Below are 25,400 nucleotides of genomic sequence, written 5' to 3' on the forward strand. Positions count from 1 at the left end.
CAGCGTGATCCGCCGCTATCCCTGCACAGAGAAGGCCGGCGCGGCATTTGCTGCCCCGTCGACCACACCACGTCCAGCCGGTCCGACCCGGTCGGCTCGACCACGAACTCCCTCCAGCCGTGCCGCTTCCGCGACCAGCCGTTCCGCCAGCCCGCCGCGGGCGACCGCAGCGTGTACCATCCGGTCCCGGGCGAAGGCCATCCCGAGCGCGTCGGCGGAGAAGATCTCCAAAATCGCCGGCGCCGGCCGGACCGCGGCGGCCAGGGCCGCCAGCTTGGCTCGCCCATCCGCCGCGCCGTCCGCTGCCGCCAGCAGCACCGCGGCGCGACCCTCGGCCAGCCACGCCTTCACTTTCTCATATCCGGCCACCGCCTGTCCCGCGCGGCGTGCCATCCCGATAAGATCGATGCAGCTCTTGTGCAAGAGCGCTTCGACCCGATCGACCAGATCCTCGGGGGCGCGGACCGGCTGGCGGGCCGCCTTGGCGAACAGGCCCTTGGCCTGGGCCCGGCGCAGCGCCTCGCGCTCCGCGGACACCCACAGGCCGCGGCCCGGCAGCCGCTCCGCCAAATCGGGCACGACCTGACCGTCGGGGCCGACGACGAAGCGAATCAGCTCCGCCTTCGGCCGCACGGCTCCGGTCGCGATGCAGCGCCGCTCGGGCCCCGTGGCCTCGGGCAGGTCTGCGTCCTCAGGAAAAATGGCGGTCGCGTCGCTCAGGCCTTCTCCTCCTCCTCGAACCAATGGGCCCGCGCCTGCATGATCAGGGCGTTGGCCTCGTCGAGGGTGATCGTCTTCTCACCCAGGATCTCGACCAGCTCATCGCCGGCCAGATCCGCCAGGTCATCCAGGGTCTTGACCCCGTTCTCGCCGAGCTTGACCAGGATCGCCGGCGTCAGCGACTCCAGCGCCGCCAGATCGTCGGCCACACCGAGCTCCTTATAGCGCTCGGTCAGCTGCCGGTCGCGCTCCTCGAGCCAGCGCAGCGCGCGCTCCTGCAGCTCGCCGGCCACGTTCTCGTCGAAGCCTTCGATCTCCGCCAGCTCCTCGAGCGGCGTATAGGCGATCTCCTCGACCTGACGGAAGCCCTCGGCAACCAGGAGATGGGCAATGACGTCGTCGACGTCCAGGGCCTCCATGAACAATTCGCTGCGCTGCTTGGTCTCTTCCTGGCGGCGCTCGCTCTCCTCGGCCTCGGTCAGGATGTCGATGTCCCAGCCGGTCAGCATCGATGCCAGGCGGACATTCTGGCCGCGGCGGCCGATCGCCAGCGACAGCTGGTCGTCCGGCACCACCACCTCGATCCGGTTCTGGGTGTCGTCCAGCACGACCTTGGCCACCTCGGCCGGGGCCAGGGCGTTGACCACGAAGGTGGCGGCATCCGAGGACCAGGGGATGATGTCGATCTTCTCGCCCTGCAGCTCGCCGACCACGGCCTGGACGCGGCTGCCGCGCATGCCGACGCAGGCGCCGACCGGGTCGATCGAGCTGTCCTTCGAGATCACCGCGATCTTGGCGCGGCTGCCCGGGTCGCGGGCCACCGCCCTGATCTCGATGATGCCGTCATAGATCTCCGGCACCTCCATGGCGAACAGCTTGGCCATGAACTGCGGATGGGTGCGGGACAGGAAGATCTGCGGCCCGCGCGGCTCCTCGCGCACGTCGTAGATATAGGCGCGGACGCGGTCGCCGACCTTGAAATGCTCGCGCGGCAGCAGCTCGTCGCGGCGGATGACGCCTTCGGCGCGGCCGAGGTCGACCGTGACGTTGCCGTATTCGACGCGCTTGACCGAACCGTTGACGATCTCGTCGACGCGGTCCTTGTACTCCTCGAACTGCCGGTGGCGCTCGGCCTCCCGCACCTTCTGCACGATCACCTGCTTCGCCGTCTGGGCGGCGATGCGGCCGAAATCGATCGGCGGCAGGTCGTCGATGACGAAGTCGCCGAGCTTCAGATGCGGCCAGCGCTTGGCCGCGAAACCCGCGTCGATCTGGGTCGCCTCGTCCTCGACCGTCTCGACGATCTGGCGATAGCGGCGCAGCTCGATCTCGCCCGACTTGCGGTTGATGTGGGCGCGGATGTCGTGCTCGTGGCCGTACTTGGAGCGGCCGGCCTTCTGGATGGCCTGCTCCATCGCGGTCAGCACCTCGTCGCGATCGATGCTCTTTTCGCGGGCCACGACATCGGCAACGTGCAGAAGTTCCATGCCTCGGGCGTTCCTATGCGTCTTGGGTGTCGGGCTGGGGGGCGGCGGCGGCAGCCGCGGCCTCGGCCTGCTCGACCTCTGCGGCGGCGGCTTCGATCAGGGCGTCGGTCAGGATCAGCTTCGCCCGCTGGATCTCGGCGAAGGGCAGCCGCACCGGCTCCTCCCCGATCTCCTCGGCGCGCAGCAGCACCGTCTCGCCGTCCAGCCCGGCCAGGACGCCGCGGAAGCGCTTGCGGCCGTCGACCGGGACCCGCGTCTCGATCCGCGCCTCGTGGCCGAGGAAGCGTTCGTAGTCGGCGAGCCGGGTCAGCGGGCGGTCGATGCCGGGGGAGGAGACCTCGAGCGTGTAGGCCGTCGGGATCGGGTCCTCGACATCGAGGATCGCCGACACCGCGCGGCTGATCTCGGCGCAGTCGTCCACGGTCATGCCGCGGCGGTCGATCCGCTCGGCCATGATCTGAAGCTGCGGCCGGTGCTCGCCGCCGGTCATGAGGACGCGCACGACCTCATAGCCCATCGCCTCCAGCGACGGCGCCACGATCGCGCGCACCTGATCCACTTGCGTCATCCTCTCCGGCATTCCCCGCGTCCAGAGCCTTGGAAAGCCGTCACCACAACGAAAAAAGGCGGGCCGCAGCCCACCCTCTCAATCATTCGACCGAACCATAGTCAAGTCGAACGCTATGGGTAACTGCGCTGATATATAGCCATCCCCCAGCAATAAGCAACTCGATTCGCCCGGATGGGCCACCGCCGATTCGATTCGGCCGCCGCGGCGTCCCGGATCGTCCATTCGCCGGCCGGTTCCGATCCGCGGTTGACAGCACACGGCGTTTCCCGTCAGGCTTAGTTCGTCAACCTGCCGAACAAACGGGAACGATGCAGCGCCTCGACAACCCCGTGCCGCTGACACGCCAGCTCAGCCTCCGTGCCGTGATGGAGACGGTTCTCCATCGCGGGCCGATCTCGCGGTCGCAGATCGCGCGGGAGACGGGGTTGTCGAAGCAGACGATCTCCGAGGTGATGCGCGTGCTGGAGGAGGCGGGCTGGGTGCGCGAGACCGGCCGGACGCACGGCGCGATCGGCCGCGCCGCCGTTACCTACGAGGTCCGGCCCGACGCGGCCTTCGTCCTCGGCATCGATCTCGGCGGCAGCAAGGTGATCGTCGCCCTGGCCGATCTGGCCTGCAGCATCGTCGACGAGGTGGTGGAGCCGACCGACCTCTCCGGCGGCGCGGCCATCCTGGCCCAGATCGTGGCGCTGCGGGACCGGCTGGTCGCGCGCAACGGCATCGACGGCAGCCGCATCAAGGTCGCGGTGCTGGGCAGCCCCGGTGTGCTCGACCCGGCCTCCGGCGCCATCCGCCTCGCCCCCAACATCCCGGGCTTCGACGGCTTCGACGTGCGCGGCGGGCTCGAGGCCGCGCTGGGCTGCCCGGTCAGGATCGAGAACGACGTCAATCTCGGCGTCATCGGCGAGCACTGGCAGGGCCGCGGCAAGGACGCCGCCACGCTGGTGTTCATGGCGATCGGCACCGGCATCGGCGCCGGGGTTCTGGTCGACGGCAAGCTGCTGCGCGGCGCGCGGGGCGCGGCCGGCGAGGTCTCTTACCTGCCGCTGGGCGGCGATCCCTTCGATCCGGAGCTGAAGGCGAAGGGGGTGTTCGAGACCGCCGCGGCCGCCGCCGGCATCGTCGACCGCTACGAGGCGGCGGGCGGCGCGCCGGGCCTGTCGGTGCGCGACATCTTCGACCGCGCCGCCGCCGGGGAGACGCCGGCCGGGGCCGCGCTGGCCGAGACCGCGCGCCTTCTGGCCCTCGCCATCGCCGCGATCTGCGCCGTGGTCGATCCGGAACGGGTCGTGCTCGGCGGCAGCATCGGCATCCGGCCGGAGATGCGGGACCTGATCGAGCCGGCATTGCGCCGCTGCATGATCGACCCGCCGCCGGTCGAATGCAGCAGCCTGGGCAACCGCGCCACCCTGGTCGGCGCGCTCGCGGTCGGGCTGAACCGCCTGCACAACGCGCTGTTCGGCGCCCACGACCTGCCGGGCGAGCTGCCGCTGCCCGTCACCTTGAGGATGACGACCGATGCCGCCGCCTGATCCCGCCCACGGCTCCGTCGCGATCGCCCCGCCCGAGACCGGCAACGACCTCACCGCGGCGATCCGCGCCGCCATCGCCGCGGCGCATGCCCGGGGCGGCGGGACGGTGGTCGTGCCCCCCGGCGACTGGGTCAGCGGCGGCCTGCGCCTGCTGGACGGGGTGCAGCTGCATCTCGCGGCCGGTGCCCGGCTGGCGGCGGCGCCGGGCTGGGACCGCTATGCCGAGACCACCGTGGACAGCATCGCCGAGGACTCCGACCGCGGCTTCATCACCGCTTCGGGCGCCCGCGACATCGGCATCGGCGGCCGGGGCCTGCTGGTGGGCGACAGCCGGCACTGGCGCGTCCCCGGCGCCGGCAGCCTGGGCACGCATCTGCCGGTCGGCCGCCGGCCGCGCATGGTCGTGTTCGAGGATTGCGAGCGGGTCGAGATCGCCGATATCGGCATCGCGGATTCGCCGATGTGGACGATCCATCTGGTCGGCTGCCGCCGGGCGGTGGTGCGCAATGTCGAGATCCGCAACGACAAGCGCATGCCCAACACCGACGGCATCAACCTCGACGGCTGCTCGGACTCGCGGATCGAGGGCTGCTTCATCAGCGCCGCGGATGACGGCATCTGCCTGAAGACGACACGCCGCGACCCGGCCCGGCTGCGCCCCTGCGAGCGGATCGTCGTCACCGGCTGCGTGGTCGAGAGCGAGAGCTGTGCCCTGAAGATCGGCACCGAGACCTGGGCCGACATCCGCGACGTGGTGTTCGCCGACTGCGTGGTCGCGGCCTCGAACCGGGCCTTCGGCATCTTCTCGCGCGACGGCGGGGTGATCGAGCGCATCCGCCTCGACGGCGTGACGGTCGACTGCCACCAGACCCCGGAGGGCTTCTGGGGCTGCGGCGAGCCGGTGACGGTCACCATCGCGCGCCGGCATCCGGGGGTGGAGCCGGGCGCGGTGCGCGACGTCACGATCACCGGCCTGTCCGGGCGGGCCGAGGGCGCCGTGGTGCTGGTCGGCCTGCCCGACCGGCCGGTCGGCCCGGTCACCCTGGCCGGCATCGACCTGCGGCAGGAGGCCGGGGACCTCGACCCCGTCGGACATTATGACCTGCGCCCCACCACCGCGGACCTCGCGCCCGAGCCGGGGCAGGAGGGGCGCAAGAACGCCTGGGTGCGCGGCGCCGACGGGCGGATCGTCGGGCTCGTTCCCTATGACGGCGGCATGCCGGCGCTCTACGCCCGGCATGTCGACGGGCTCGGCCTCGCCCAGCTGCGTCTGCGCCGCCCCGAGCCGCTGCCGCCCGGCTGGAACCGCAGCGCGCTGGCGCTGCGGCATGTCGTGTTCGCGCCGGACCTGGCCCCCTGAACGCCGGAGCAGACGGAATGGCCTCCCTGACCCTCGAGCGCATCAAGAAGTCCTTCGGCCCGGTGCCGGTGATTCACGGCATGGATCTGGAGATCCGCGACGGCGAGTTCGTGGTCTTCGTCGGCCCCTCGGGCTGCGGCAAGTCCACGCTGCTGCGGCTGATCGCCGGGCTGGAGACGCCGACCGAGGGCACCATCCGCATCGGCGGCAAGGACGTCACCGCGGCCAGCCCGGCGGCGCGCGGCATCGCCATGGTGTTCCAGTCCTACGCCCTCTACCCGCATATGAGCGTGCGCCAGAACCTGTCCTTCGGGCTGGAGAATCTGCGCATGCCGCGGGCGGAGATCGAGCGGCGCATCCTGGCCGCGGCGAAGATGCTGGCGATCGAGCCTTATCTCGACCGCCGGCCCAAGGAGCTGTCGGGCGGCCAGCGCCAGCGCGTCGCCATCGGCCGGTCGATCGTCCGCGACCCGTCGCTGTTCCTGTTCGACGAGCCGCTGTCGAACCTCGACGCGGCGCTGCGCGTCCAGACCCGGGCCGAGATCAGCAAACTGCACCGCGAGCTGGGCACGACCATGATCTACGTCACCCACGACCAGGTGGAGGCGATGACCATGGCCGGGCGCATCGCCGTGCTGCGCGATGGCAGGCTGGAGCAGTTCGGCCCGCCGCTGGAGCTGTTCAACCGCCCCGCCAACAAGTTCGTGGCCGGCTTCATCGGCTCGCCGCGGATCAACATGTTCGCCGGCACGCTGACGGGGCGCTCGGAATCCGGCGCCGTGATCGAGGCGCCGGGTCTCGGCACCGTGACGCTGCCGGTCGATGCCGGCGGCCTGGCGCCGGGCGCGGCGGTGTCGGTCGGCATCCGGCCGTCGCATCTGCGCCTGGGCGGCGACGGTCCGGTGCGGCTGCTGGTCCAGCACAGCGAGAATGTCGGCACCGAGACCTATGTCTACGGCGCGGTGGAAGGCGCGGCCGACAGCACCATCCTGCACGTGCCGGACCAGCTTTCGGTCGCCATCGGCTCGGTGCTGCCGCTGTCCCTGCCGCCGGAGCGCTGCCACGTCTTCCGCGAGGATGACGGCCGGGCGCTCGCCCCGCTGGCGGAGGCGGCGTGATCATGGTCGCCGTGGAACTCGACCGTCCGGCCGCCCCCCTGGCGCCGCTGCCCAGCGGCCTGCTGCAGGCCGAGGCGCCGGTGCATCTGCCCTTCATGGCGCCGCGGCTGCAGGGCGACCTCCTGCCCGACGGCCGGCTCAGCGTCTCGGTCTGGGGCGCCGGGCATCTCGCCACCCTGTCGCTCGGGGCGGTGCCCGGACCGGTGACCTACGGTCCGAACCGGGCGGAGGGGGGCGGCTGGTCGCTGCATGTGGCGCAGAGCGCGCCGGCGCTGCTGCTGCGCGGCGTTCCCGATGCCGCGCGGGTCACGCCCGCGCCGCGCTGCGCCTGGTGGCACCGCGATTCCGGCCGGCCCGGCTCGGTGCGGCGCGAGGGCGGGCGCCGCATCGTCGACCTGCCCTGGGGCTGCGTGATGCTGGAGCCGCGAGGCGGCGACCTGATCGTCGCCGCCGGCGCCGACCGGGCGGAGGCCGAGGCGGCGCTGGCACTCTCGGCCGCTTCGATCGTGGCCGAAGCCGATGCCTATGTGCGGGCCACCGACCGCTTGCCATCGGCCGGGCCGGTGCTGCGCAGCATGGTGCAGCAGGGCGCGCATGCGGCGCTGTCCAGCATCCGCCGCGACCCGGCCGGCCGCTTCGCCGGCCTTGCCGCCGGCCAGGCCTATTCCGCGCCGGCCCGGACCTATTACCGCGACGGCTACTGGACGGTGCAGCCGCTGCTGACCCTGGCGCCGGAGGCGGTGCGGGACGAGATCGACATGCTCGCCGGCGGAATCCAGCCCGACGGCGAGGCTCCGAGCGCCGTGATCCTGTCCGGGCCGCAGCAATCCGCCGCCTGGGAGGTGTTCCGGCGCACCGACCCCTTCATCTCGCGCGAGCATCTGCGGCCGGGCGACTGGTGGAGCGACCATTTCGACAGCCCGCTCTTCTTCATCCTGATGATCGCCGACTATGTCCGCGCCACGGCCGACACCGGCCCGGCGGAGCGGCACTGGCCGATGATCCGCACGATCACCCGGCGCTACCGCGGCTTCGACGCGGCCGGCGACGGGCTGCCGGTGAAGCCGAACCATGAGCGCGACTGGGCCGACAACGTGTACCGCCAGGGGCTGGTCGCCTATGATCTCGGCCTGTGGGTCGGCGCCCTGGATGCCATCACCCGGCTCGGCCGCGACCGCGACCCGGATCTCGCCGCCGAGGCGGCGGAGATCGCAGCCCGGGCGCGCGAGGCGATCGGCCGCCGGCTTTGGCTGGCCGATCGCGGCTGGTGCGCCGAGTACCGCAACGACGACGGCTTCACCGAGGACCACCTCGCCATCGACAGCCTGACCCTGCTGCGCGCCGACGCGCTGCCGCCGGACCGGGCCGAGGCGACGCTGCGGGCGATGCAGCGCCGGCTCTACAGCGGCGCCAATGCCGACCAGCCCTATGGCGACTGGGGCGTGCTCTGCGCCTTCCCGCCCTACAAGCGGCGGCGCGACACCCGGGCCAAATCGGCCTTCGCCTTCCGCTACCACAACGGCGCCGACTGGCCCTACTGGGACGGCGTGCTGGCGCGCGAGCTGCTGCGCCGCGGCCTGCCGGGCTGGCGCTACCCGCTGCTGCGCTGGTGGGAGAGCTGCCTCGCGAACGGCTGGCTCGGCGCCGTCGAATATTTCAGCCCGCCCTTCGGCCGCGGCTCGCTGCTGCAGGGCTGGAGCGGCGTTCCGGCCGGGGTGGCGCTGGAATTCGCATCGCAGGTCCTCGCCGGACCGGCGGGGGATCACCAAAGGCCGTGAACCGGCCGCAACGGGAGGCAATCGACGTGACGCTCGCAACGACCATCCGCACCGCACTCCTGGCCGGCGCCGCGCTGACGGCCATGGCAGCCTCGGCGACAGCGGCGGAGCTGACGGTGATGTGGACCGTCAACAGCGACAAGGAGGAGCAGGTGCTGCGCGGCCTGCTCGCCGAATACACCGCGCAGCATCCCGACACCACCTTCAAGCTGCAGATCGTGCCCTATGACGGCTACGACCAGAAGCTGGCCCAGGGCGCGGCCTCCGGCACCGCGCCGGACCTCGCCAAGACCACCAGCATGCGGCCGGTGGTGCGGCCCTTCCTGACCGACCTGGCCCCGGCATTCGGCAAGGACTATCTCGACCAGTTCGTGAAGGCCTGGGCCACCGGCGCCCAGCTCGGCGACCAGATCATCGCGGCGCCGCTCGACGTCACCGCGACCGGCATCTTCCTCAACGCCGACGCCTTCAAGAAGGCCGGCGTCGCCATCCCGGACGCGGCCAAGGGCTGGACCTGGGACGAGTTCCTGGCCGCGATCAAGACCGTGTCGGAGAAGGCGGGCGTCCGCTATCCGTTGGTCTGGGACGTCTCGGCCAGCCGCTGGATCACCTATCTCTACCACAACGGCCAGCACATCTTCACCGAGGCGCCGCCCTACAAGGTGGTGCTGGACAAGGCGCGGGGGGCCCAGATCCTCGACGACTTCGTCAAGATCACCGAGACCCATATGCCGCCCGGGCTGTGGAAGGGTTCGAGCGCCGAGAACCCGAAGCAGCTGTTCCTGCACGGCCAGGCCGTGGCCTGGATGTCGGGCAGCTGGCAGATCAGCAGCCTGGTCTCGGATGCCGGCTTCGACTGGCAGGCCGGGCCGACGCCGCATGGCGAGGTCGCCTCCAGCGTGGTCGGCGGCGACTACATCGTCGCCTTCAACACCGGCGAGCATGTCGACGAGGCGCTGGAGGTGCTGCGCTGGTTCTCGACGCCGGAGGTGCAGGCGAAATACGCGGCGCCGCTGATGATGATCCCGGCCAGCCTGAAGACCGGCCCGGTCGACTACGGCGACGCCAAGGCCAGCGCCGCGCTGGCGGCGCTGCAGAAGGAGCTGGCCGACAGCCCGCTCTACGCCGGCACCGACCAGGGCAACCCGGCGATGCAGTATGTCTGGGACCCGATCAAGCAGGCGGTGATCCAGCGCGTCGCCGGGCAGATCACCTCGGCCCAGGCGATGGACCTCATCGCCAAGGCGGCCGAGGATTCGCTGAAGGCGGAGCAGTGACCAGCGCGGTAAACACGGCGGGTCGGGGTGCGGCGCGCCCCGACCGGTCCGGCGTCGCCGGCCGCGGGCTGGGGGCGCGCCTCTTCCCCTATGCGCTGGTGGCGCCGACGCTGCTGCTCCTCGCCGTCTTCACCCTGTTTCCGCTGGTCGAAGGCTTCTGGACCTCCTTCTTCAAGCGCGGGCTGGTGGTGGCGCCGAAGGCCCCCGCCACCTGGCCGGTCTTCGTCGGGCTCGACAACTACCTGGCGCTGGCGACCGACCCGGAATTCACCGGCACGCTGATCAAGACCGTCGGCTTCGTCTGCGTGGCGGTGCCGCTGGTGATCGTGGTCTCGCTCGCCCTCGCCCTGCTGCTGGCCAAGCCGTTCCGCGGCGTCGGGGCGATCCGCGCCGTCGTGTTCTTCCCCTACATGACCAGCCTCCTGATCGTCGGCATCGTCTGGAAATGGCTGCTCGGCTACAACTCCGGCCTGGTCAACTTCGTGCTCGACCTCGCCGGCATCGCCCCGGTGCCGTGGCTGGAGCATGAGCTGCTGGCCCAGGCGGCGCTGGTCTTCGTCTGGGTCTGGGCCAATGCCGGCTTCTACATGATGATCTTCATCGCCGGGCTGATGATGATCCCCGGCGACTATTACGAGGCCGCGGCGATCGACGCCGCGACGCCGTGGCGGATGTTCGTCCGCATCACCCTGCCGCTCTTGCGCCCGACCATGCTGATCGCCGTGGTCCTGGCCTCGGTCGAGGCGTTCAAGGTCTATGAGGTGGTGGTGTCGCTGACCGCCGGCGGACCCGGCCGCGCCACGGTCTATCTGATCCAGGCGATCTACGAGACCGGCTTCACCAAGCCGGCCTCGGCCGGCTTCGCCGCCGCCCAGTCGATGGCGCTGTTCGCCATCCTGATGGCCCTGACGATCCTGCAGCTGCGCATGGCGAAGGAGCGGTGAGGATGGGCGCGAAGCAAGGCCTGAAGACCGGCCTCGTCCTGCTGGTCCTGCTGTTCTTCCTGTTCCCGCCGCTGTGGATCGTGGCGAGCTCGCTGAAGCCGCCGATGGAGATCTTCGCCTGGCCGCCGACGCTGCTGCCGAAGGAGTGGACGCTCGCCAACTTCGCCAGCGCCCTCGGGGCGGCGCGGTTCGACCTGTTCTTCGCCAACTCGGCGATCGTCGCGGTCGGCTCCAGCATCCTGTCGGTGGTGATCAGCATCATGGCCGGCTTCGCCCTGTCCAAGTACCGGTTCCCGGGCGACGGGCTGTGCTTCCTCTTGATCATGGCGACGATGATGATCCCGCTGCAGGTCGTGCTGATCCCGATGTTCATGGTGCTGAAGGGGCTCGGTCTCTTGGACAGCCTGTGGGGGCTGATCATCCCGCCCGCGGCGACCCCGACCGGCGTGTTCCTGATGCGGCAATACATGCGCGGCATCCCGGACAGCCTGCTGGAGGCGGCGCGGATCGACGGCACCAGCGAATGGCGCATCCTGTGGCGCATCGTCGTGCCGCTGTGCAAGCCGGCGATCGCGACGCTGGCTGCCTTCACCTTCGTCTGGCGCTGGAACGACTATCTGTGGCCGTTCCTGGTGGTGAACGACCAGTCGCGCTGGACCGTGCAGCTGGCGCTGGCCAACTATGTCGGCCAGTGGGACATCGACTGGCCGCGGCTCCTGGCCATGGCGGTGCTGTCCAGCCTGCCGATCCTGGCGCTGTTCATCGCCCTGCAGCGCTTCTTCATGAGCGGCATGATGGCGGGGGCGACGAAGGAGTAGGGTCGGCGATGGAGCCGCTTACGCGGCGTCCAGCTCGACATGGACGCGGCGGCCGAGGGCGGTCGCGATGTTCACCAGAGCATCCAGGGAGAAGCGGGAGACCCGGCCGCGCAGCAGGTCGTTGATCCGCGGTTGGGTCACACCGCAATGCGCGGCCGCCTCCGCCTGTGTCCAGCCGTTCTCCTTGACGATCTCCGCGATCTTCATCATCAGCTCCGCTCGGGTCCGCAGGTTGGCCGCTTCCTCGGGGGTGTCGGCGATGGCGTTCCACACGCTGTCGAAGGTCTCGAACTCGGTCATCGGGCACCTCGCATCAATTCGGTGAAGCGGGACCGCGCCAACTCGATGTCGCGCTTGCTGGTCGCCTGCGTCCTCTTCTGGAAGCAGTGCAGGACGTAGACAGCCTCGGCCCGTCGGGCGGTATAGATCACCCGGAAAGTGCCTGAGTCGTCCCACACCCTGATTTCCTCGACGCCCTTGCCAATGGACGGCATCGGTTTGAAGTCGTCGGGACGCCGCCCGCGTTGCACCTTGTCCAACTGATAGCCGGCATCCTGGCGGGCTTCGGCCGGGAACGCACGCAGGCTTTCGAGCGAATCCCCCAGGAAGCGGAGCGGCTTCATTCAGCGGAGTATATCCAAACGGATATAAGCTGCAATCTCTCGCGAGCAGACCTGCTCTATCCCCGCGGCCGGCGGCGGAAGCGCAGGTAGTAGGGCCGGCCGTGCAGGGCCTTCTCCTCGTAGCGGGTCGGCGGCCAGTCGGCCGGCCGCTCGCGCCAGTCGGCCGGCCCCTCGGCGGTCCAGGCGAAGGCGGGGTTGCGGCGGACATGGCCGAGCGACCAGTCCAGCAGCGGCGCGTCGTCGGTGGCGATGCGCAGCTCGCCGCCGTCCTTCAGCAGGCGGGCCAGGTCGGCCACGGTGTCGTCCTGGATGAAGCGGCGGCCGTGGTGGCGCAGCTTCGGCCAGGGGTCGGCGAACAAGAGGAAGACGCGGCCGACGGAGCCCTCCGGCAGCCGGTCCAAGAGCGGCCGGGCGTCGTCGGGCCAGACCCGGACCATGTCCAGGCCGTCGCGCTCCACCAGCGACAGCAGCGTCGCCATGCCGTTGATGAAGGGCTCGCAGCCGATGAAGCCGACATCGCGGTGATGCGCCGCCTGCCAGGCCAGGTGCTCGCCGGCGCCGAAGCCGATCTCGACCCACAGGTCGGTCGGCGGGCGCGGGAACAGGGCGGTCGGGTCCAGCGCGCCGCCGTGCTCCGGCAGCGCCACGGTCAGCCGCGGCAGAAGGGTCTCGATCAAAGCGGCGCGGCCGGCGCGGAGCTTTCGCCCATGGCGCCGGCCGTGGAAATGGCGGCGCTTCTCGGCGCCGCCGTTCGGTTCAGTCATGGGGTCAGGCGAAAGCCGAGCGCAGGTCGTCCACCAGATCGGTCCGCTCCCAGGAGAAGCCGCCATCGGCCTCGGGCGTGCGGCCGAAATGGCCGTAGGAGGAGGTGCGGGCGTAGATCGGCCGGTTCAGGCCGAGATGGGTGCGGATGCCGCGCGGGCTGAGATTGACCAGCTGCTGCAGCACGCCGGACAGCTTGTCCTCGTCGACCTGGCCGGTGCCCTGGGTGTCGATGTAGACCGACAGCGGATGGGCCACGCCGATGGCGTAGCTGAGCTGGATGACGCAGCGCTCGGCCAGGCCGGCGGCGACCACATTCTTGGCCAGGTAGCGCGCGGCATAGGCGGCCGAGCGGTCGACCTTGGTCGGATCCTTGCCGGAGAAGGCGCCGCCGCCATGCGGGGCCGCGCCGCCATAGGTGTCGACGATGATCTTGCGGCCGGTCAGGCCGGCGTCGCCGTCCGGGCCGCCGATGACGAAGCGCCCGGTCGGGTTGACGTAGAAATGCGGCTCGTCGCACATCCAGCCCTCGGGCAGGACCGACAGCACATAGGGGCGGACGATCTCGCGCACCTCGGCCTGGTCCAGGCCGTCGGCGTGCTGGGTCGAGACCACCACCGAGGTGGCGGCGACCGGCCGGCCGTTCTCGTAGCGCAGCGACACCTGCGCCTTGGCGTCGGGGCCGAGCTGCGGCGCCTTGCCGGAATGGCGGGCGTCGGCCAGCTTCTTCAGGATCTGGTGCGAGAACTGGATCGGCGCCGGCATCAGCGCCTCGGTCTCGCGGCAGGCGTAGCCGAACATGATGCCCTGGTCGCCGGCGCCCTCATCCTTGTTGCCGGCGGCGTCGACCCCGACGGCGATGTCCGCCGACTGGCTGTGCACCAGGACCTCGACCCTGGCATTCTGCCAATGGAAGCCTTCCTGCTCGTAGCCGATGTCGCGCACCGCCTGGCGGGCCGTGCTCTCCAGCCTGTCGGTGGTGATCGAGGCCGGGCCACGGACCTCGCCGGCGATCACGATCCGGTTGGTGGTGCACAGCGTCTCGACCGCGACCCGCGCCTCCGGGTCGGCGCCGAGATAGAGGTCGACGATGGAATCGGAAATCCGGTCGCAGACCTTGTCGGGGTGCCCTTCCGAGACCGATTCGCTGGTGAAGATGTAATTGCCTTTGGCCACGTCGAACCCCTGGCTGCGATGGGAGGATGGCGTCGAAATCATGCGGCGGCGACCGGGCTTTTTCGCAGGGGCCAGTGGCGCGGTCAAGTGCGGGCGCCTCGGAATCAGCCTTCTTCGCTACCGCCCTCGTCCGGGCGGCTGCCCGACATGGCCTTGAGGAGATCAAGGACACGCCGCCGGGTCGCCGGATCCTCGACCCGGTAATAGGCGCGGATCAGCTCCAGCGTCTCGCGCCGCTGCATCGGGTCGGGCCCGGCGTCATAGGGCTCGGCCTCCTCGGCCAGGCCCTGCACCGGCATTCCGGCCACCGAGGGCGCGTCCTCGAAGAAGAAATCGACCGGCACCTCCAGCACCCGGCTCAGCTGATGCAGGCGGCTGGCGCCGATGCGGTTCGAGCCGTGCTCGTATTTCTGGATCTGCTGGAAGGTCAGGCCGATCGCCGACGCCAGCTTGGCCTGGCTGTATCCCAGCAGGGTCCGCCGCAGACGGATGCGGCCGCCGATATGCACGTCGAGCGGGCTGGGTTCGTCATTCCGAGGACGACCACGAGGCCGTTTCGGTGCATCGGATGCGGCCACACATCACTCCGCAGCAATTCGCAAGGGGGCGGGTGGGTTCATTTCACAAGGCGCGCATCCTAATGCGCCGAACCGGGCAACTTCAAGGCAGTCCGGCGGAAATCGTCCGAGCCTCGGGGCCCCGGCGGCAGGGCCTATCGCACCGGGCGCCCCATTCGGCCGGCCAGCAGCCCCAGAAGCAGCAGCAGCCAGAATCCGGCCTCGCCCCACCGGGCATAGGGCGTCTCCGGCAGCGCCGCGGGCAGGGCGGCGTCGAGGATGCCGGCCTCGCCCAGGGCGATCTCGCCCCTGACCCGGCCATAGGCGTCGACCACGCCGCTGATGCCGGTGTTGGCGGCGCGCACCAGCGGCAGCCCTTCCTCCACCGCACGGGTCCGGGCGATGGCGAAATGCTGGTACGGGCCGCTGGTCATGCCGTACCAGCCGTCATTGGTGACGTTCAGCAGCCAGCCCGGCCGTTTGCCGGCGGGGTCCAGCACCGCGCCGGGGAAGATCGCCTCGTAGCAGATCAGCGGGCTGACCGGCGGCAGGCCGGGCAGGTCGATGGTGCGCGGCCCCGGCCCGGGCGAGAAGTCGACCGACCCGGCGGTGATCTTCTCGATGCCGAAGGGCGCCAGCAGGCCGCGCAGCGGCACATATTCGCCGAACGGCACCAGATGCGCCTTGTCGTAGGTGGACAGGATGGTGCCGGCGCGGTCCAGCACATAGACGCTGTTCCAGGCGGTGAGCGGCTGCGTGCCATAGGGCGTGGCCCGGGTGGCGCCGACCAGGGCCAGGGCCCCGGGGGGGAGGATCGAGCCCAGTGCCCGCTGCGCCTCCGGCTCCCACGACAGGGTGAAGGGCACCGCGGTCTCGGACCAGATCAGGGCGGTGACGCGCTCGATGCCCGGCGCCGCCGACATCTGCAGCTGCTTGTTGAAGTTCTCGATCCGCTTGTCGCCCGCCCATTTGTCGGCCTGGGAGATGTTCGGCTGCACCAGGCGCAGGGTCACGCCGGGGACGACAGCGCCGTCGTCGCCGGACAGGCGCTGGGCGCCCCAGCCGGCGACTGCCGCCAACAGCAGGATGCCGGCGGTCGTCGCGACCAAACCTTGCCGGCGCGATCCGGCCAAGGTGGCCGGCAGGGTGGCGGCGGCCACGGTCAGGGCGCTCAGCCCGTAGATGCCGATGACCGAGACGCCCTGCAGCACCGGCAGCCAGCCGACCCAGGTGTAGCCGACCAGGTTCCAGGGGAAGCCGGTCAGGACATGGCCGCGCAGCCATTCCGCCAGGCCCCAGGCGGCGGCCAGGGCCAGGGGGCCGCCCCAGCCGGCGCGGCGCAGCCAGTGGAAGCCGAGCCCGGCGAGGCCGGTGAAGATCCCCAGCAGTGCCGGCAGCCCGGCGAGGGCGAAGGGGATCATCCAGAAGAAGCGCGGCAGGTCGACAGTCAGCGCCCAGGACACCCAGTACAGGCCGGGCACGAAGAAGCCGAAGCCGAAGGCCCAGCCGGTCAGGAAGGCGGAGCGGCCGTTGCGGGCGCCGGCCAGCAGCCAGAACAGGCCGGGAAAGGCCAGCCACAGCACCGGCGCGGCATAGAGCGGCGGCACCGACAGGCTGGCCAGGACGCCGAGCGCCACGGCGGCGCCGAAGCGCCGCCAGCGGCTCAAGGCCGCGATGCGGGCGGCGAGGCGCTCGATACCGTGGCCGGGCAGCGGCCCGGCCGCCTCACGCAGATTCGGTACCGTCCCGGCGGCGGATGCGGAGGCGTTTGATCCGGCGCGGATCGGCATCGATCACCTCGAACTCGAACCCCTTGGGGTGGGTCAACAGCTCGCCCCGCGCCGGGATCCGGCCGGCGAGCGCGAAGACGAGGCCGCCGAGCGTGTCGATGTCGTCGCGCTCGTCCTCCTCCAGCACCGTGCCGACCTTGGCCTCGAAGGCCTCGATCGGCAGGCGGGCGTCGGCGATCAGCGTGCCGTCCGGCTTCTCGACCAGCTGCGGCGGCTCGTCGATGTCGTGCTCATCCTCGATCTCGCCGACGATCTCCTCGACCAGATCCTCGATCGTGATCAGCCCGTCGATGCCGCCGAACTCGTCGATCACCAGCGCCATGTGCTGGCGCTTCTCGCGCATCTGCAGCAGGAGGTCGAGCACCGGCATCGACGGTGCGACGATCTGGACCGGGCGCAGGATCTCGGTCAGAGACTTCGGCGCCTCGGCGTCGCCGGCCCGGGCCCGGCTCAGCGCCGCGACCACGTCCTTGACGTGGATCATGCCCAGCGCGTCGTCGAGATTGTCGCGATAGACCGGCATGCGGCTGTGCGCCTCGCGCGCCAGGATATCGAGCACCCCGGGCAGCGGCGTGTCGACCTCGACCCCGACGATGTCGGCCCGCGGCACCATCACGTCGATGGCGGTGCGGTCGCGCAGCCGCAGGATGTTGCCCAGCAGCATCCGCTCATGCCGGGCGATCGAGGCCTCGTCCTCGCCTTCCTCGCCGTCCTCGATCAGCTCCTCGATGGTCTCGCGCCAGTCCTCCTCGCTCTTGCCGCGCAGCAGGCTGCGCAGCCAGCTGCGCAGCGGGTTGGCGTCGGAGGAGCGGGAAGGTCGGCCGGAAGAGGTGTCGGACATGGCCTCAGTTGGGCGGGTCGGAATAGGGGTCGGCGATACCGAAGCGGGCCAGGATTGCGGTCTCGATCCGCTCCATCGCCTCGGCCTCGGCATCGGTCATGTGGTCGTGGCCCAGCAGGTGCAGGATACCATGAACGACCAGGTGCCGGGCATGGTCGGCGGGGGCCTTGCGGTCCCGCTCGGCCTCAGCCAGCACCGTCTCGAGGGCGAGGACGACGTCGCCCAGAACCAGCGGCGCGCCGGGGAAATCCGGCTCCTCAGCCTCCGTCAGAGCGAAGGACAGGACGTTGGTCGGGGCGTCCTTGCCGCGATAGTCGCGGTTCAGCCGCCGCACCGTCGCGTCGTCGGCGAACACGATCGACAACTCGGCCGGGCGGCCGGGCTCCAGCACCGCGCCGGGGCCGGCCCCGTCCGCGACCGCGGCCTCGACCAGCGGGCCGAGGGCGGTCGCCAGCGCCTCCTCATCGGCGAAATCGGGGCCGAGCGCCGACCAGCCGGGCGCGTCGATGCTGACGGTCAGGTCGATCACGGCTTGGTCTTCCGGGCGCGGTCCGCCGTCTCATAGGCGCGCACGATGCGCGCGACCAGCGGGTGGCGCACCACGTCGCGGTCGCCGAAGCGGACGATGCGGATGCCCTCGACCCCCTCCAGGATCTCCAGCGCGTCGACCAGGCCGGACTTCTCGCCGCGCGGCAGGTCGATCTGGCTGATGTCGCCGGTCACCACCATGCGGCTGGCCTCGCCCATCCGGGTCAGGGCCATGCGCATCTGCATCACCGTGGTGTTCTGCGCCTCGTCCAGGATGACGAAGGCGTGGGCCAGGGTGCGGCCGCGCATGAAGGCCAGGGGCGCGATCTCGATCACGCCGGTCTCCATGTGCTTGGCCACCTGCTCGGCCGGCAAGAGGTCATACAGCGCGTCGTAGAGCGGGCGGAGATAGGGGTCGATCTTCTCCTTCATGTCGCCGGGCAGGAAGCCCAGCCGCTCGCCGGCCTCGACCGCGGGACGCGACAGCACGATCCGGTCGACCCGGCCGGCGATCAGCATCGCCACCGCCTGGGCGACGGCGAGATAGGTCTTGCCGGTGCCGGCCGGGCCGACGCCGAACACCATCTCGCTCTGCGCCAGAGCCTCGATGTACTCCGCCTGGGTCGGCGAGCGCGGGCCGATCCGCTTGCGCCGGGTGACGATGGCGGCGTCGGATTTCAGCAGCGCGCGCAGCGGCGCCCCCTCGGGCGCGGGCGCGTCGCGCACCAGCCGGATCACACCGTCGATGTCGGCATTGGTCACGCCCTGGCCCTGCGACAGGCGCTGCCACAGCGTCTCCAGCACCAGCCGGGCCAGCTCCACCGATTCGGCCGAACCCTTGATGGTGACGGTGTTGCCGCGTGAGGCCACCGACACGCCGAGCTGGTGCTCGATCCGCAGCAGATGCGTGTCGTGCTCGCCGTAGAGCAGGGGCAGCAGCCGGTTGTCGTCGAAGCTGATCTCGGCGCGGTGGGCCGCGGGCTTGGACCTTGCGGGCATGACGCCCGATCCGTCGGAGGCGGACGCGGTCACGCGGCCTCCTCCGCTGCCGCCGGCATGACGGTGCCGGTCAGGCTTAGCGGCTTGGCTTCGGTGATGCGGACCGGCTGGATGGTGCCGAGCAGCCGGGCCGGCGCGTCGAGATGGACCGACTGCATCCACGGGCTGCGGCCGTGCAGCTGGCCGGGCCGGCGGCCGGGGCGGTCCAGCAGCACCGGCACGACCTTGCCGGCCATGTCCTGGTTGAAGGCGGCCTGCTGCGCCCACAGCAGCTGCTGCAGCGCCTGCAGCCGTTCGTCCTTCACCGCCTCGGGAAGCTGGTCCTCCAGCGCCGCGGCCGGCGTGCCGGGGCGGGCGCTGTACTTGAAGCTGTAGGCCTGGGCGAAGCCGATCTCGGTGACCAGGCGCAGCGTGTCGGCGAAGTCGCGGTCGGTCTCGCCCGGGAAGCCGACGATGAAGTCGGAGGACAGCGCCAGGTCCGGCCGCGCCGCGCGCAGCCGGTCGACGATGCGGCGATAGGCCTCGGCGTCGTGCTTGCGGTTCATCGCCGTCAGGATGCGGTCGGACCCGCTCTGCACCGGCAGGTGCAGGAACGGCATCAGCTGCGGCACGTCGCGATGCGCCGCCACCAGCTCGTCGTCGACGTCGCGCGGATGGCTGGTGGTGTAGCGGATGCGGTCGAGGCCGTCGATCTCGGCCAGGGCGCGGATCAGCCGGCCCAGGCCCCAGGCCGACCCGTCCGGCCCGTCGCCGTGGAAGGCGTTGACGTTCTGGCCCAGCAGCGTGATCTCGCGGGCGCCGAAGCCGACCAGGCGGCGCGCCTCGGCCAGGATGCCGGCGACGTCGCGGGAATATTCGGCACCGCGGGTGTAGGGCACGACGCAGAAGGTGCAGAACTTGTCGCAGCCCTCCTGCACCGACAGGAAGGCCGAGGCGCCCTGGCCGCCGTTCGATTCGGAGGCTTCGGCCGGCAGGTGGTCGAACTTGCTCTCGACCGGGAAGTCGGTGTTGACCAGCGGCCGGCCTGCCTGGCGATGGGCGCGGGCCACCATCTCGGGCAACTGGTGGTAGGTCTGCGGCCCGAACACCATGTCGACCCAGGGGGCGCGATGCGCGATCTCCTCGCCCTCGGCCTGGGCGACGCAGCCGGCGACGGCGACGATCATCGGCTCGTCCCCGGCCTTCGCCTCCTTCAGCGGGCGCAGCCGGCCCAGGTCGGAGAACACCTTCTCCGTCGCCTTCTCGCGGATGTGGCAGGTGTTGAGGATGACCATGTCGGCCTCCTCCGGGCTGTCGGCCATGGCATAGCCGAGCGGCGCCAGGATGTCCGCCATCCGACCGCTGTCGTAGACGTTCATCTGGCAGCCCCAGGTCTTGATGAACAGCTTCTTCGCCCGATGCGGGTTGGTGGCTGCTGTGGTCACGCGCGCGGGTCCGGTCCGGTCCAGATCTCGATGGAATTGCGATGATAGATCACGGCGCGCCCGTCGGAAATCAAGCCTTGGCTCACGCGGCGCGACGCTGATCGGCTATGCTCTGGCCTGCCGGCTCCGGCAGGCGGCCGGCATTGGCGTCGGACACGCCGCCGGCGATGGCCCGCCAGCAATGGTCCGCCAGCGCCTTGCGCGACCGGACATCCTCCAGCGTCACCGGCGGGTGGAAGATGACCGTGATCGTCAGCCGTCCCTGCTTCACCACGTTCCACAGATGCGGCACCAGGTCCATGTCGCCGTACCAGGCGTAGATCGGGCGCAGCCGGCGGCCCAGCGGAATGCCGTCCAGCGCGGTGCAGGCCAGCGACACCGGCTGCACCGTCAGCGGCCTGCCGTCGATGCGCAGCCCGGCGGCGGCGAACAGCGCGCTCTTGAACGGCAGGGTGCGGTTGCCGTCGCTCGAGGTGCCTTCCGGGAACAGCACCAGGTTGTCGCCGGCCTCGAGTCGCGCCTGCAGGCTGTCGCGCTGCACGTCGGCCGATCCGCGCTTGCTGCGATCGACGAAGACGGTGCGCTGCAGCCGCGCCAGGGCGCCGAAGAACGGCCAGGTGCCGACCTCGGTCTTGGCGACGAAGCTGCCGGGGATCAGGGAGCCCAACACCTCGATGTCGAGATAGGAGAGGTGGTTGGAGACGAACAGCGTCGGCGCCGCGGTCGACATCGTGCCCCGGGTCTCGACGTCCAGGCCGAGGATGCGGCAGCAGGTGCGGTGATAGAACACCGGCAGGCCGGTCTGCAGCCGCCAGCCGAAGCGCACCGCCAGCGCCTGGACCGGCATCAGCACGACGGTCCAGGGCACGTAGAGGGCGAGCCGCTTCAGCGCCCGGAGCTTCGATCCGAGACGGGTGCCCGCCATCGCGCCGGTCAATCCTTGCGGAAGGCCAGGACCGGCCCCTGGTCACGCTTGCGTTCGTAGTGCTTGAAGTACTTCTCGGTCACCAGGTCGGTCTTGACCACGATGGCGACGTCGGTGGTGCCGAACTGCTCGTCGATCACGGCGCCGTCGCCGACATGGCCGCCGAGGCGGAGATAGCCCTTGATCAGCGGCGGCAGGGCGGCGATCGCCTCTCGCTGGTCGATCTCGGCCAGCGGCAGTAGGCGCATGTCGGTGTAGCGCTCGGGCAGGGCCTTGGGCCGCAGCGCCGGCGGCGCCAGGTGATAGTGATACAGGTAGGACAGCGGCAGCTTCAGCGCGTCGGGGTCGGTCCCCGGCAGGCTGGCGCAGCCGAACATGATCTCGATGTCGTGCTGGAACAGATAGGCGGCGATGCCGCGCCAGAGCAGCTGCATGGTGCCGCCGGAGCGATAGGGGCCGGCGACGCAGGACCGCCCGAGCTCCAGGATCTGGCCGGGATGGGCCTCGATCTTGGCGATGTCGTATTCGCTGGCGGAGTAGAAGGCACCGATCTTCGCCGCCCCGTCGCGCTGGATCAGCCGGTAGGTGCCGACCACGCCCTGGGGGCCCTTGCCGCGCGCGTGGTCGATCACCAGCAAATGGTGGGCGACATCGTCATACGTGTCGAAGTCGCGGCGGGCGGCCGCCATCTCGGCGGTGGGGCGGGCCGCCATCTCCTCGTAGAAGACGGCGTAGCGCAGCTCCTGGGCCGCCCAGATCTCCTCCTCCGTCTCCGCCAGCCGGACCTCGAGATTGCCCGCACGCAGGCTGAATCCGTGGTCATCGACGAAGGTTGTGACTGCCATGCTGCGTCCGTCCGCTTCAATTCTCCCGAGGCGCCTGCGGCGATTCTCACGTCACCGCACAAGACGCTCGCCCAATTATAAAGCAGAACGGTTACAAATGTGCGCTGATTTCGCGGGCAGGGTCGCCGCCTCCCCTGGGCGGGGCGGGAACCGGGCGGTCAGTCGGACGACGGGCCGCCGCGATTCCAGATCGAACCCGGGGTCAGTCCCGCCGGGCGCGGGTGCCGAGGCCGATCTGCTTGGCCAGCTTGCTGCGCTGCTTGGCATAGTTCGGCGCCACCATCGGATAGTCGGCCGGCAGGCCCCAACGCTCGCGATACTCGTCGGGCGTCATGTTGTAGGCCGTCTTCAGATGCCGCTTCAGCATCTTCAGCTGCTTGCCGTCCTCGAGACAGATGATGTAGTCCGGGGTCACCGACTTCTTGATGGGAACTGCCGGCTGCGGCTTTTCCGCCACCGGCGTCGGCTCAGTTCCGAGGCCGTTCAGCGCGCGATAGACTTGCTCGATCAAGCCCGGCAGGTCCGAGATCGCGACGGTATTGTTTCCTACATGTGCCGCGACGATTTGAGTCGTAAGGTTCATCAAATCGTTGGACGGCGTTTCATTGCTCATGTTCACACTCCCGCGGCACGATTGTTGGGTATATAAGTCGTCCACTATTGGACTGCAACACGAATCGCCATGAAATCCGAGAAAGTGTCATGAGCAACCAGCCGACGGTCCGGACACTCGATGTAACGGCGGAAGTCTGCCCTTTCACTTTCGTCAAAACCAAGCTGCTGCTGGAAGATATGGAACCCGGCGAAGTGGCGGAAATACGGCTGAATGCCGGCGAGCCACTGGTCAATGTTCCCCGCTCGGCGACGGAAAGCGGGCATCGCGTGCTGTCGGTCGAACCCGAGGATGAGGGCCGGACGCGCTGGCGCGTGCGGATCGAGCGCGGCCCGAAGGGCTGATCGCGGACCGCTGTCGAATCCTCGCGGCGCCGGACGACAAGAGGCATTCACGGCGCAAACAGAAGGAGCCCGTCATGCGCTATGCCTGCCTCATCTACTACGATCCGCAGACGCTGTTCGGCGGCAGCCCCGAGGCCAATGCGGCGCTCGAGCAATGCTCGACCCATGACGAGGTGCTCAGGGCCAGCGGTCATTTGGTGGCCGGTGAGGCGCTGGAGCTGCCGGACGGCGCCCGCACCGTGAAGGTGCGCGAAGGCAGGATGTCGGCGGTCGACGGCCCGTTCATGGAGACCAAGGAGATCCTCGGCGGCTTCGTGGTGATCGAGGCGCGCGACATCGACGAGGCGGCCGAGGTCGCGGCCGGGCATCCCCTGGCCCGGATCGGCTTCGTCGAGGTGCGCCCGCTGGTCGATTTCAGCACGCCGCCCCCGGATCTCAGCCAGCAGGGCTAGCCCCGACCGGGCGCGGCCGCCTCGCGCCGCGCCCGGCTGGCCTCGGCGGCGATGTCGAGGAAGGCGCGGACGATCGCCAGGCGCTGGCGCTCGCGCAGGCACACGACGTATTCGTCCATCTCGACCCGGCAGCCGCCGATCGGGCGGCTGACCAGGCGGGGGTCGGGGGTCATCTCGCCGGCCGACATGAAGCCGATGCCGAGGCCGGCGGCGATCGCCTCGCGCGACGCCTCCCGCCCCTCCACCTCCATCCAGGGCGTGAGCGGCAGGTCGACCGCGGCGAAGGCGCGCTCCACCGTCTCGCGCGTCATCGACCCGGCCTCGCGCATCACCAGCCGCTCCTGCGCGATCAGGTGCGCCGGCACGGTGCGCAGCCTGGCCAAGGGGTGGTCGCGCGGCAGCAGCACATGCACCGGGTCGTGCCACAGCGGCACCGCATGCAGCTGCGGGTCGCCCGGCACCCGCGCCAGCACGGCGACATCGAGGCGGATGTCGATCAGCGCGGCCAGCACCCGCTGGGCGTTGCCGACCGTCATCTGGATCCGTGCGCCGCGGTGACGGGTGCTGAAGGCGGAGATCAGCGGAACCGCGTGGAACGGCCCGTCCGCGCCCAGCCGCAGCGTGCCGGTCGGCACCCGGCTGGTGCCCTGCAGCAGCTCTGCCGCCTCCTGCTGCGCGGCGAAGACGCGGTTGGTGTAGGTCAGCAGCTCGGCGCCCAGCAGGGTCAGCTCGATCGCCCGGCCGGAACGGCGGAACAGCTGAACGCCGTAACGCTGCTCCAGCGCCTTGACCTCGATCGACAGGGTCGATTGCGACACGCCGATCGCCCGCGCCGCCTTGGTGAAGCTGCCCTCGGTCGCCACCGCGTGGAAGGCGCGGAGCTGGATATTGAGTGTTGAGCTCATCAATACATCGCATGGAGAACATGAATTGGATCAATAATAACCTTTCTGGCTCAATCAGGCCATCCGATCCCATCGATGCGATCCGCATCAGCGGAGGGCCCCTATGAGCTTCACCTACCGCCGCCGCTACGCCGGCCCGATCCGGGCCGCGATCTTCGACTGGGCCGGCACCACCGTCGATTTCGGCTGCCAGGCGCCGATCACCTCGCTGGTCGATGCCTTCGCCAAGGTCGGTATCGAGGTGCCGCTGGCCACCGCCCGGCTGCCGATGGGCACCGCGAAATGGGACCACATCCGGGCCCTGCTCGACATGCCGCAGGTCGCGGCCTGCTGGCGGCGGGTGCACGGCCGGGCGCCGGTCGCGGCCGATGTCGACGAGCTGTACGACCGCTTCCTGCCGCTGCAGGTGGCGGCGGTGGAGCGCCACGCCGTGCTGATCCCGGGCACGGTCGAGACCATGGTGGCGTTGCGGGCCCGCGGCATCCGCATCGGCACCACCACGGGCTTCCCGCGGCCGGTGATGGAGGTTGTGGTCCCGGCGGCGGCCCGGCAGGGCTATGCGCCGGAGGTGATCGTCTGCGCCGGCGAGACCCCGTCCGGCCGTCCCGGCCCGGCGATGGCGCTGAAGGCGCTGATCGAGCTCGACATCCATCCGGTCCAGGCCGCGGTCAAGATCGGCGACACGGTGGTCGACGTGGCCGAGGGGCTGAACGCCGGCATGTGGACCATCGCGCTGGCCGTGACCGGCAACGAGGTCGGGCTGACCGCGGCGGAATGGGCGGCGCTGCCGGAGGACCAGCAGGCGGGGCTGCGCCGCGCCGCCGCCGACCGGCTGCGCGGCGCCGGCGCCCATGAGGTGGTGGACGGCATCGCCGAGGTGCCGGCCGCGATCGACCGGATCGAGGCGCGCATCGCCGCCGGCGAGACGCCCTGACATCAAACATTCGTCAAATTGCAACGGTGTCGACGGATCGTCATGGGACGACCCCACCGCGCCGTCGTCACCGACCG

General features: G+C 70.4%; 27 protein-coding genes. 10 read left to right on the forward strand and 17 right to left on the reverse strand.

What is annotated here, in order from left to right; genetic code table 11:
* Window positions 1-15: 15 nt before the first annotated feature.
* Genes G537_RS0130655 through rimP form a run of 3 tightly spaced genes read right to left on the reverse strand, consistent with a single transcriptional unit; the run spans window position 16 to window position 2,775 of the window.
* A complete protein-coding gene (locus G537_RS0130655; protein WP_245579174.1) occupies window positions 16-744 on the reverse strand; it encodes an RNA-binding protein in 729 nt (242 codons plus the stop codon).
* Window positions 717-2,207: a transcription termination factor NusA gene (gene nusA, locus G537_RS0130660; RefSeq protein ID WP_026873296.1), complete on the reverse strand. Its 1,491-nt coding sequence runs from the start codon at window positions 2,205-2,207 to the stop codon at window positions 717-719. Before nusA ends, G537_RS0130655 begins: the two co-directional genes overlap by 28 nt.
* A 13-nt stretch (window positions 2,208-2,220) precedes the next feature.
* A complete protein-coding gene (gene rimP, locus G537_RS40900) occupies window positions 2,221-2,775 on the reverse strand; it encodes a ribosome maturation factor RimP (RefSeq protein WP_051249338.1) in 555 nt (184 codons plus the stop codon).
* A gap of 311 nt (window positions 2,776-3,086) precedes the next feature.
* On the opposite strand from rimP, the gene G537_RS40905 reads away from it, so the two are divergent.
* The 7 genes from G537_RS40905 to G537_RS0130700 are packed head-to-tail and all read left to right on the forward strand — an operon-like array spanning window position 3,087 to window position 11,605.
* A complete protein-coding gene (locus G537_RS40905; RefSeq protein WP_034853543.1) occupies window positions 3,087-4,310 on the forward strand; it encodes an ROK family transcriptional regulator in 1,224 nt (407 codons plus the stop codon).
* Window positions 4,297-5,670 carry a glycoside hydrolase family 28 protein gene (locus tag G537_RS40910; RefSeq protein ID WP_051249339.1) on the forward strand — a complete coding sequence of 458 codons (1,374 nt, stop codon included), beginning with the start codon at window positions 4,297-4,299 and terminating at the stop codon, window positions 5,668-5,670. The genes G537_RS40905 and G537_RS40910 overlap by 14 nt, the downstream gene beginning before the upstream one ends.
* Before the next feature lie 17 nt (window positions 5,671-5,687).
* A complete protein-coding gene (locus G537_RS0130680) occupies window positions 5,688-6,788 on the forward strand; it encodes an ABC transporter ATP-binding protein (RefSeq protein WP_026873297.1) in 1,101 nt (366 codons plus the stop codon).
* Window positions 6,789-6,790: 2 nt separating this feature from the next.
* On the forward strand, window positions 6,791-8,566 hold the full coding sequence (locus G537_RS40915; protein ID WP_051249381.1) for a GH116 family glycosyl hydrolase: 1,776 nt from the start codon (window positions 6,791-6,793) through the stop codon (window positions 8,564-8,566).
* 26 nt (window positions 8,567-8,592) lie between these two features.
* The gene (locus G537_RS0130690) at window positions 8,593-9,843 is read left to right on the forward strand and encodes an ABC transporter substrate-binding protein (protein ID WP_026873298.1); all 1,251 of its coding nucleotides are present in this window, start codon (window positions 8,593-8,595) and stop codon (window positions 9,841-9,843) included.
* Window positions 9,840-10,787, forward strand: a complete 948-nt coding sequence (locus G537_RS40920; protein WP_051249340.1) for a carbohydrate ABC transporter permease — start codon at window positions 9,840-9,842, stop codon at window positions 10,785-10,787. The genes G537_RS0130690 and G537_RS40920 overlap by 4 nt, the downstream gene beginning before the upstream one ends.
* A 2-nt stretch (window positions 10,788-10,789) precedes the next feature.
* On the forward strand, window positions 10,790-11,605 hold the full coding sequence (locus G537_RS0130700) for a carbohydrate ABC transporter permease (RefSeq protein ID WP_026873299.1): 816 nt from the start codon (window positions 10,790-10,792) through the stop codon (window positions 11,603-11,605).
* An 18-nt stretch (window positions 11,606-11,623) separates the two neighbouring features.
* Here G537_RS0130700 and G537_RS0130705 read toward each other — a convergent pair whose 3' ends face one another.
* The 13 genes from G537_RS0130705 to G537_RS0130770 form a co-directional block, all read right to left on the reverse strand.
* Window positions 11,624-11,905 carry a helix-turn-helix domain-containing protein gene (locus G537_RS0130705; RefSeq protein WP_026873300.1) on the reverse strand — a complete coding sequence of 94 codons (282 nt, stop codon included), beginning with the start codon at window positions 11,903-11,905 and terminating at the stop codon, window positions 11,624-11,626.
* Window positions 11,902-12,228, reverse strand: a complete 327-nt coding sequence (locus G537_RS0130710) for a type II toxin-antitoxin system RelE/ParE family toxin (RefSeq protein ID WP_026873301.1) — start codon at window positions 12,226-12,228, stop codon at window positions 11,902-11,904. The genes G537_RS0130705 and G537_RS0130710 overlap by 4 nt, the downstream gene beginning before the upstream one ends.
* 56 nt (window positions 12,229-12,284) lie before the next feature.
* The gene (gene trmB, locus G537_RS0130715) at window positions 12,285-12,992 is read right to left on the reverse strand and encodes a tRNA (guanine(46)-N(7))-methyltransferase TrmB (protein ID WP_026873302.1); all 708 of its coding nucleotides are present in this window, start codon (window positions 12,990-12,992) and stop codon (window positions 12,285-12,287) included.
* A gap of 4 nt (window positions 12,993-12,996) precedes the next feature.
* Entirely contained in the window at window positions 12,997-14,166 is a 1,170-nt protein-coding gene (metK, locus tag G537_RS0130720; protein WP_026873303.1) for a methionine adenosyltransferase, read from the reverse strand.
* Between the two features lie 104 nt (window positions 14,167-14,270).
* Window positions 14,271-14,744, reverse strand: a complete 474-nt coding sequence (locus G537_RS0130725; RefSeq protein WP_026873304.1) for a helix-turn-helix domain-containing protein — start codon at window positions 14,742-14,744, stop codon at window positions 14,271-14,273.
* 134 nt (window positions 14,745-14,878) lie between these two features.
* Complete coding sequence (gene lnt, locus G537_RS0130730) at window positions 14,879-16,513, reverse strand: apolipoprotein N-acyltransferase (RefSeq protein ID WP_081689159.1); 1,635 nt, start codon at window positions 16,511-16,513, stop codon at window positions 14,879-14,881.
* Window positions 16,449-17,354: a hemolysin family protein gene (locus G537_RS0130735; RefSeq protein ID WP_026873306.1), complete on the reverse strand. Its 906-nt coding sequence runs from the start codon at window positions 17,352-17,354 to the stop codon at window positions 16,449-16,451. The genes lnt and G537_RS0130735 overlap by 65 nt, the downstream gene beginning before the upstream one ends.
* A 4-nt stretch (window positions 17,355-17,358) precedes the next feature.
* Entirely contained in the window at window positions 17,359-17,883 is a 525-nt protein-coding gene (gene ybeY, locus G537_RS0130740; RefSeq protein ID WP_026873307.1) for an rRNA maturation RNase YbeY, read from the reverse strand.
* A complete protein-coding gene (locus G537_RS0130745; RefSeq protein WP_026873308.1) occupies window positions 17,880-18,881 on the reverse strand; it encodes a PhoH family protein in 1,002 nt (333 codons plus the stop codon). Before G537_RS0130745 ends, ybeY begins: the two co-directional genes overlap by 4 nt.
* A gap of 29 nt (window positions 18,882-18,910) precedes the next feature.
* The gene (gene miaB, locus G537_RS0130750) at window positions 18,911-20,305 is read right to left on the reverse strand and encodes a tRNA (N6-isopentenyl adenosine(37)-C2)-methylthiotransferase MiaB (RefSeq protein ID WP_281171516.1); all 1,395 of its coding nucleotides are present in this window, start codon (window positions 20,303-20,305) and stop codon (window positions 18,911-18,913) included.
* Window positions 20,306-20,387: 82 nt separating this feature from the next.
* A complete protein-coding gene (locus tag G537_RS0130760; protein ID WP_026873310.1) occupies window positions 20,388-21,230 on the reverse strand; it encodes a lysophospholipid acyltransferase family protein in 843 nt (280 codons plus the stop codon).
* A gap of 8 nt (window positions 21,231-21,238) precedes the next feature.
* Window positions 21,239-22,075 carry a GNAT family N-acetyltransferase gene (locus tag G537_RS0130765; RefSeq protein WP_051249341.1) on the reverse strand — a complete coding sequence of 279 codons (837 nt, stop codon included), beginning with the start codon at window positions 22,073-22,075 and terminating at the stop codon, window positions 21,239-21,241.
* Window positions 22,076-22,277: 202 nt separating this feature from the next.
* On the reverse strand, window positions 22,278-22,688 hold the full coding sequence (locus G537_RS0130770) for a Ros/MucR family transcriptional regulator (protein ID WP_026873312.1): 411 nt from the start codon (window positions 22,686-22,688) through the stop codon (window positions 22,278-22,280).
* An 89-nt stretch (window positions 22,689-22,777) separates the two neighbouring features.
* Here G537_RS0130770 and G537_RS0130775 point away from each other — a divergent pair, with 89 nt between their 5' ends.
* The gene (locus G537_RS0130775) at window positions 22,778-23,032 is read left to right on the forward strand and encodes a sulfurtransferase TusA family protein (protein WP_026873313.1); all 255 of its coding nucleotides are present in this window, start codon (window positions 22,778-22,780) and stop codon (window positions 23,030-23,032) included.
* A gap of 74 nt (window positions 23,033-23,106) precedes the next feature.
* Window positions 23,107-23,484 (forward strand): YciI family protein, encoded by a 378-nt coding sequence (locus tag G537_RS0130780; protein ID WP_026873314.1) that lies wholly within the window; start codon window positions 23,107-23,109, stop codon window positions 23,482-23,484.
* Here the strand turns inward: G537_RS0130780 and G537_RS40925 are convergent.
* Window positions 23,481-24,389 carry a LysR substrate-binding domain-containing protein gene (locus tag G537_RS40925; protein ID WP_051249342.1) on the reverse strand — a complete coding sequence of 303 codons (909 nt, stop codon included), beginning with the start codon at window positions 24,387-24,389 and terminating at the stop codon, window positions 23,481-23,483. The two genes, G537_RS0130780 and G537_RS40925, sit on opposite strands and share 4 nt — an antisense overlap.
* Before the next feature lie 103 nt (window positions 24,390-24,492).
* On the opposite strand from G537_RS40925, the gene phnX reads away from it, so the two are divergent.
* On the forward strand, window positions 24,493-25,323 hold the full coding sequence (phnX, locus tag G537_RS0130790) for a phosphonoacetaldehyde hydrolase (protein ID WP_026873315.1): 831 nt from the start codon (window positions 24,493-24,495) through the stop codon (window positions 25,321-25,323).
* The last annotated feature ends 77 nt before the right edge of the window (window positions 25,324-25,400 follow it).

The sequence above is a fragment of the Inquilinus limosus DSM 16000 genome (genome assembly GCF_000423185.1).
In the GTDB taxonomy this organism is placed as follows: domain Bacteria; phylum Pseudomonadota; class Alphaproteobacteria; order DSM-16000; family Inquilinaceae; genus Inquilinus; species Inquilinus limosus.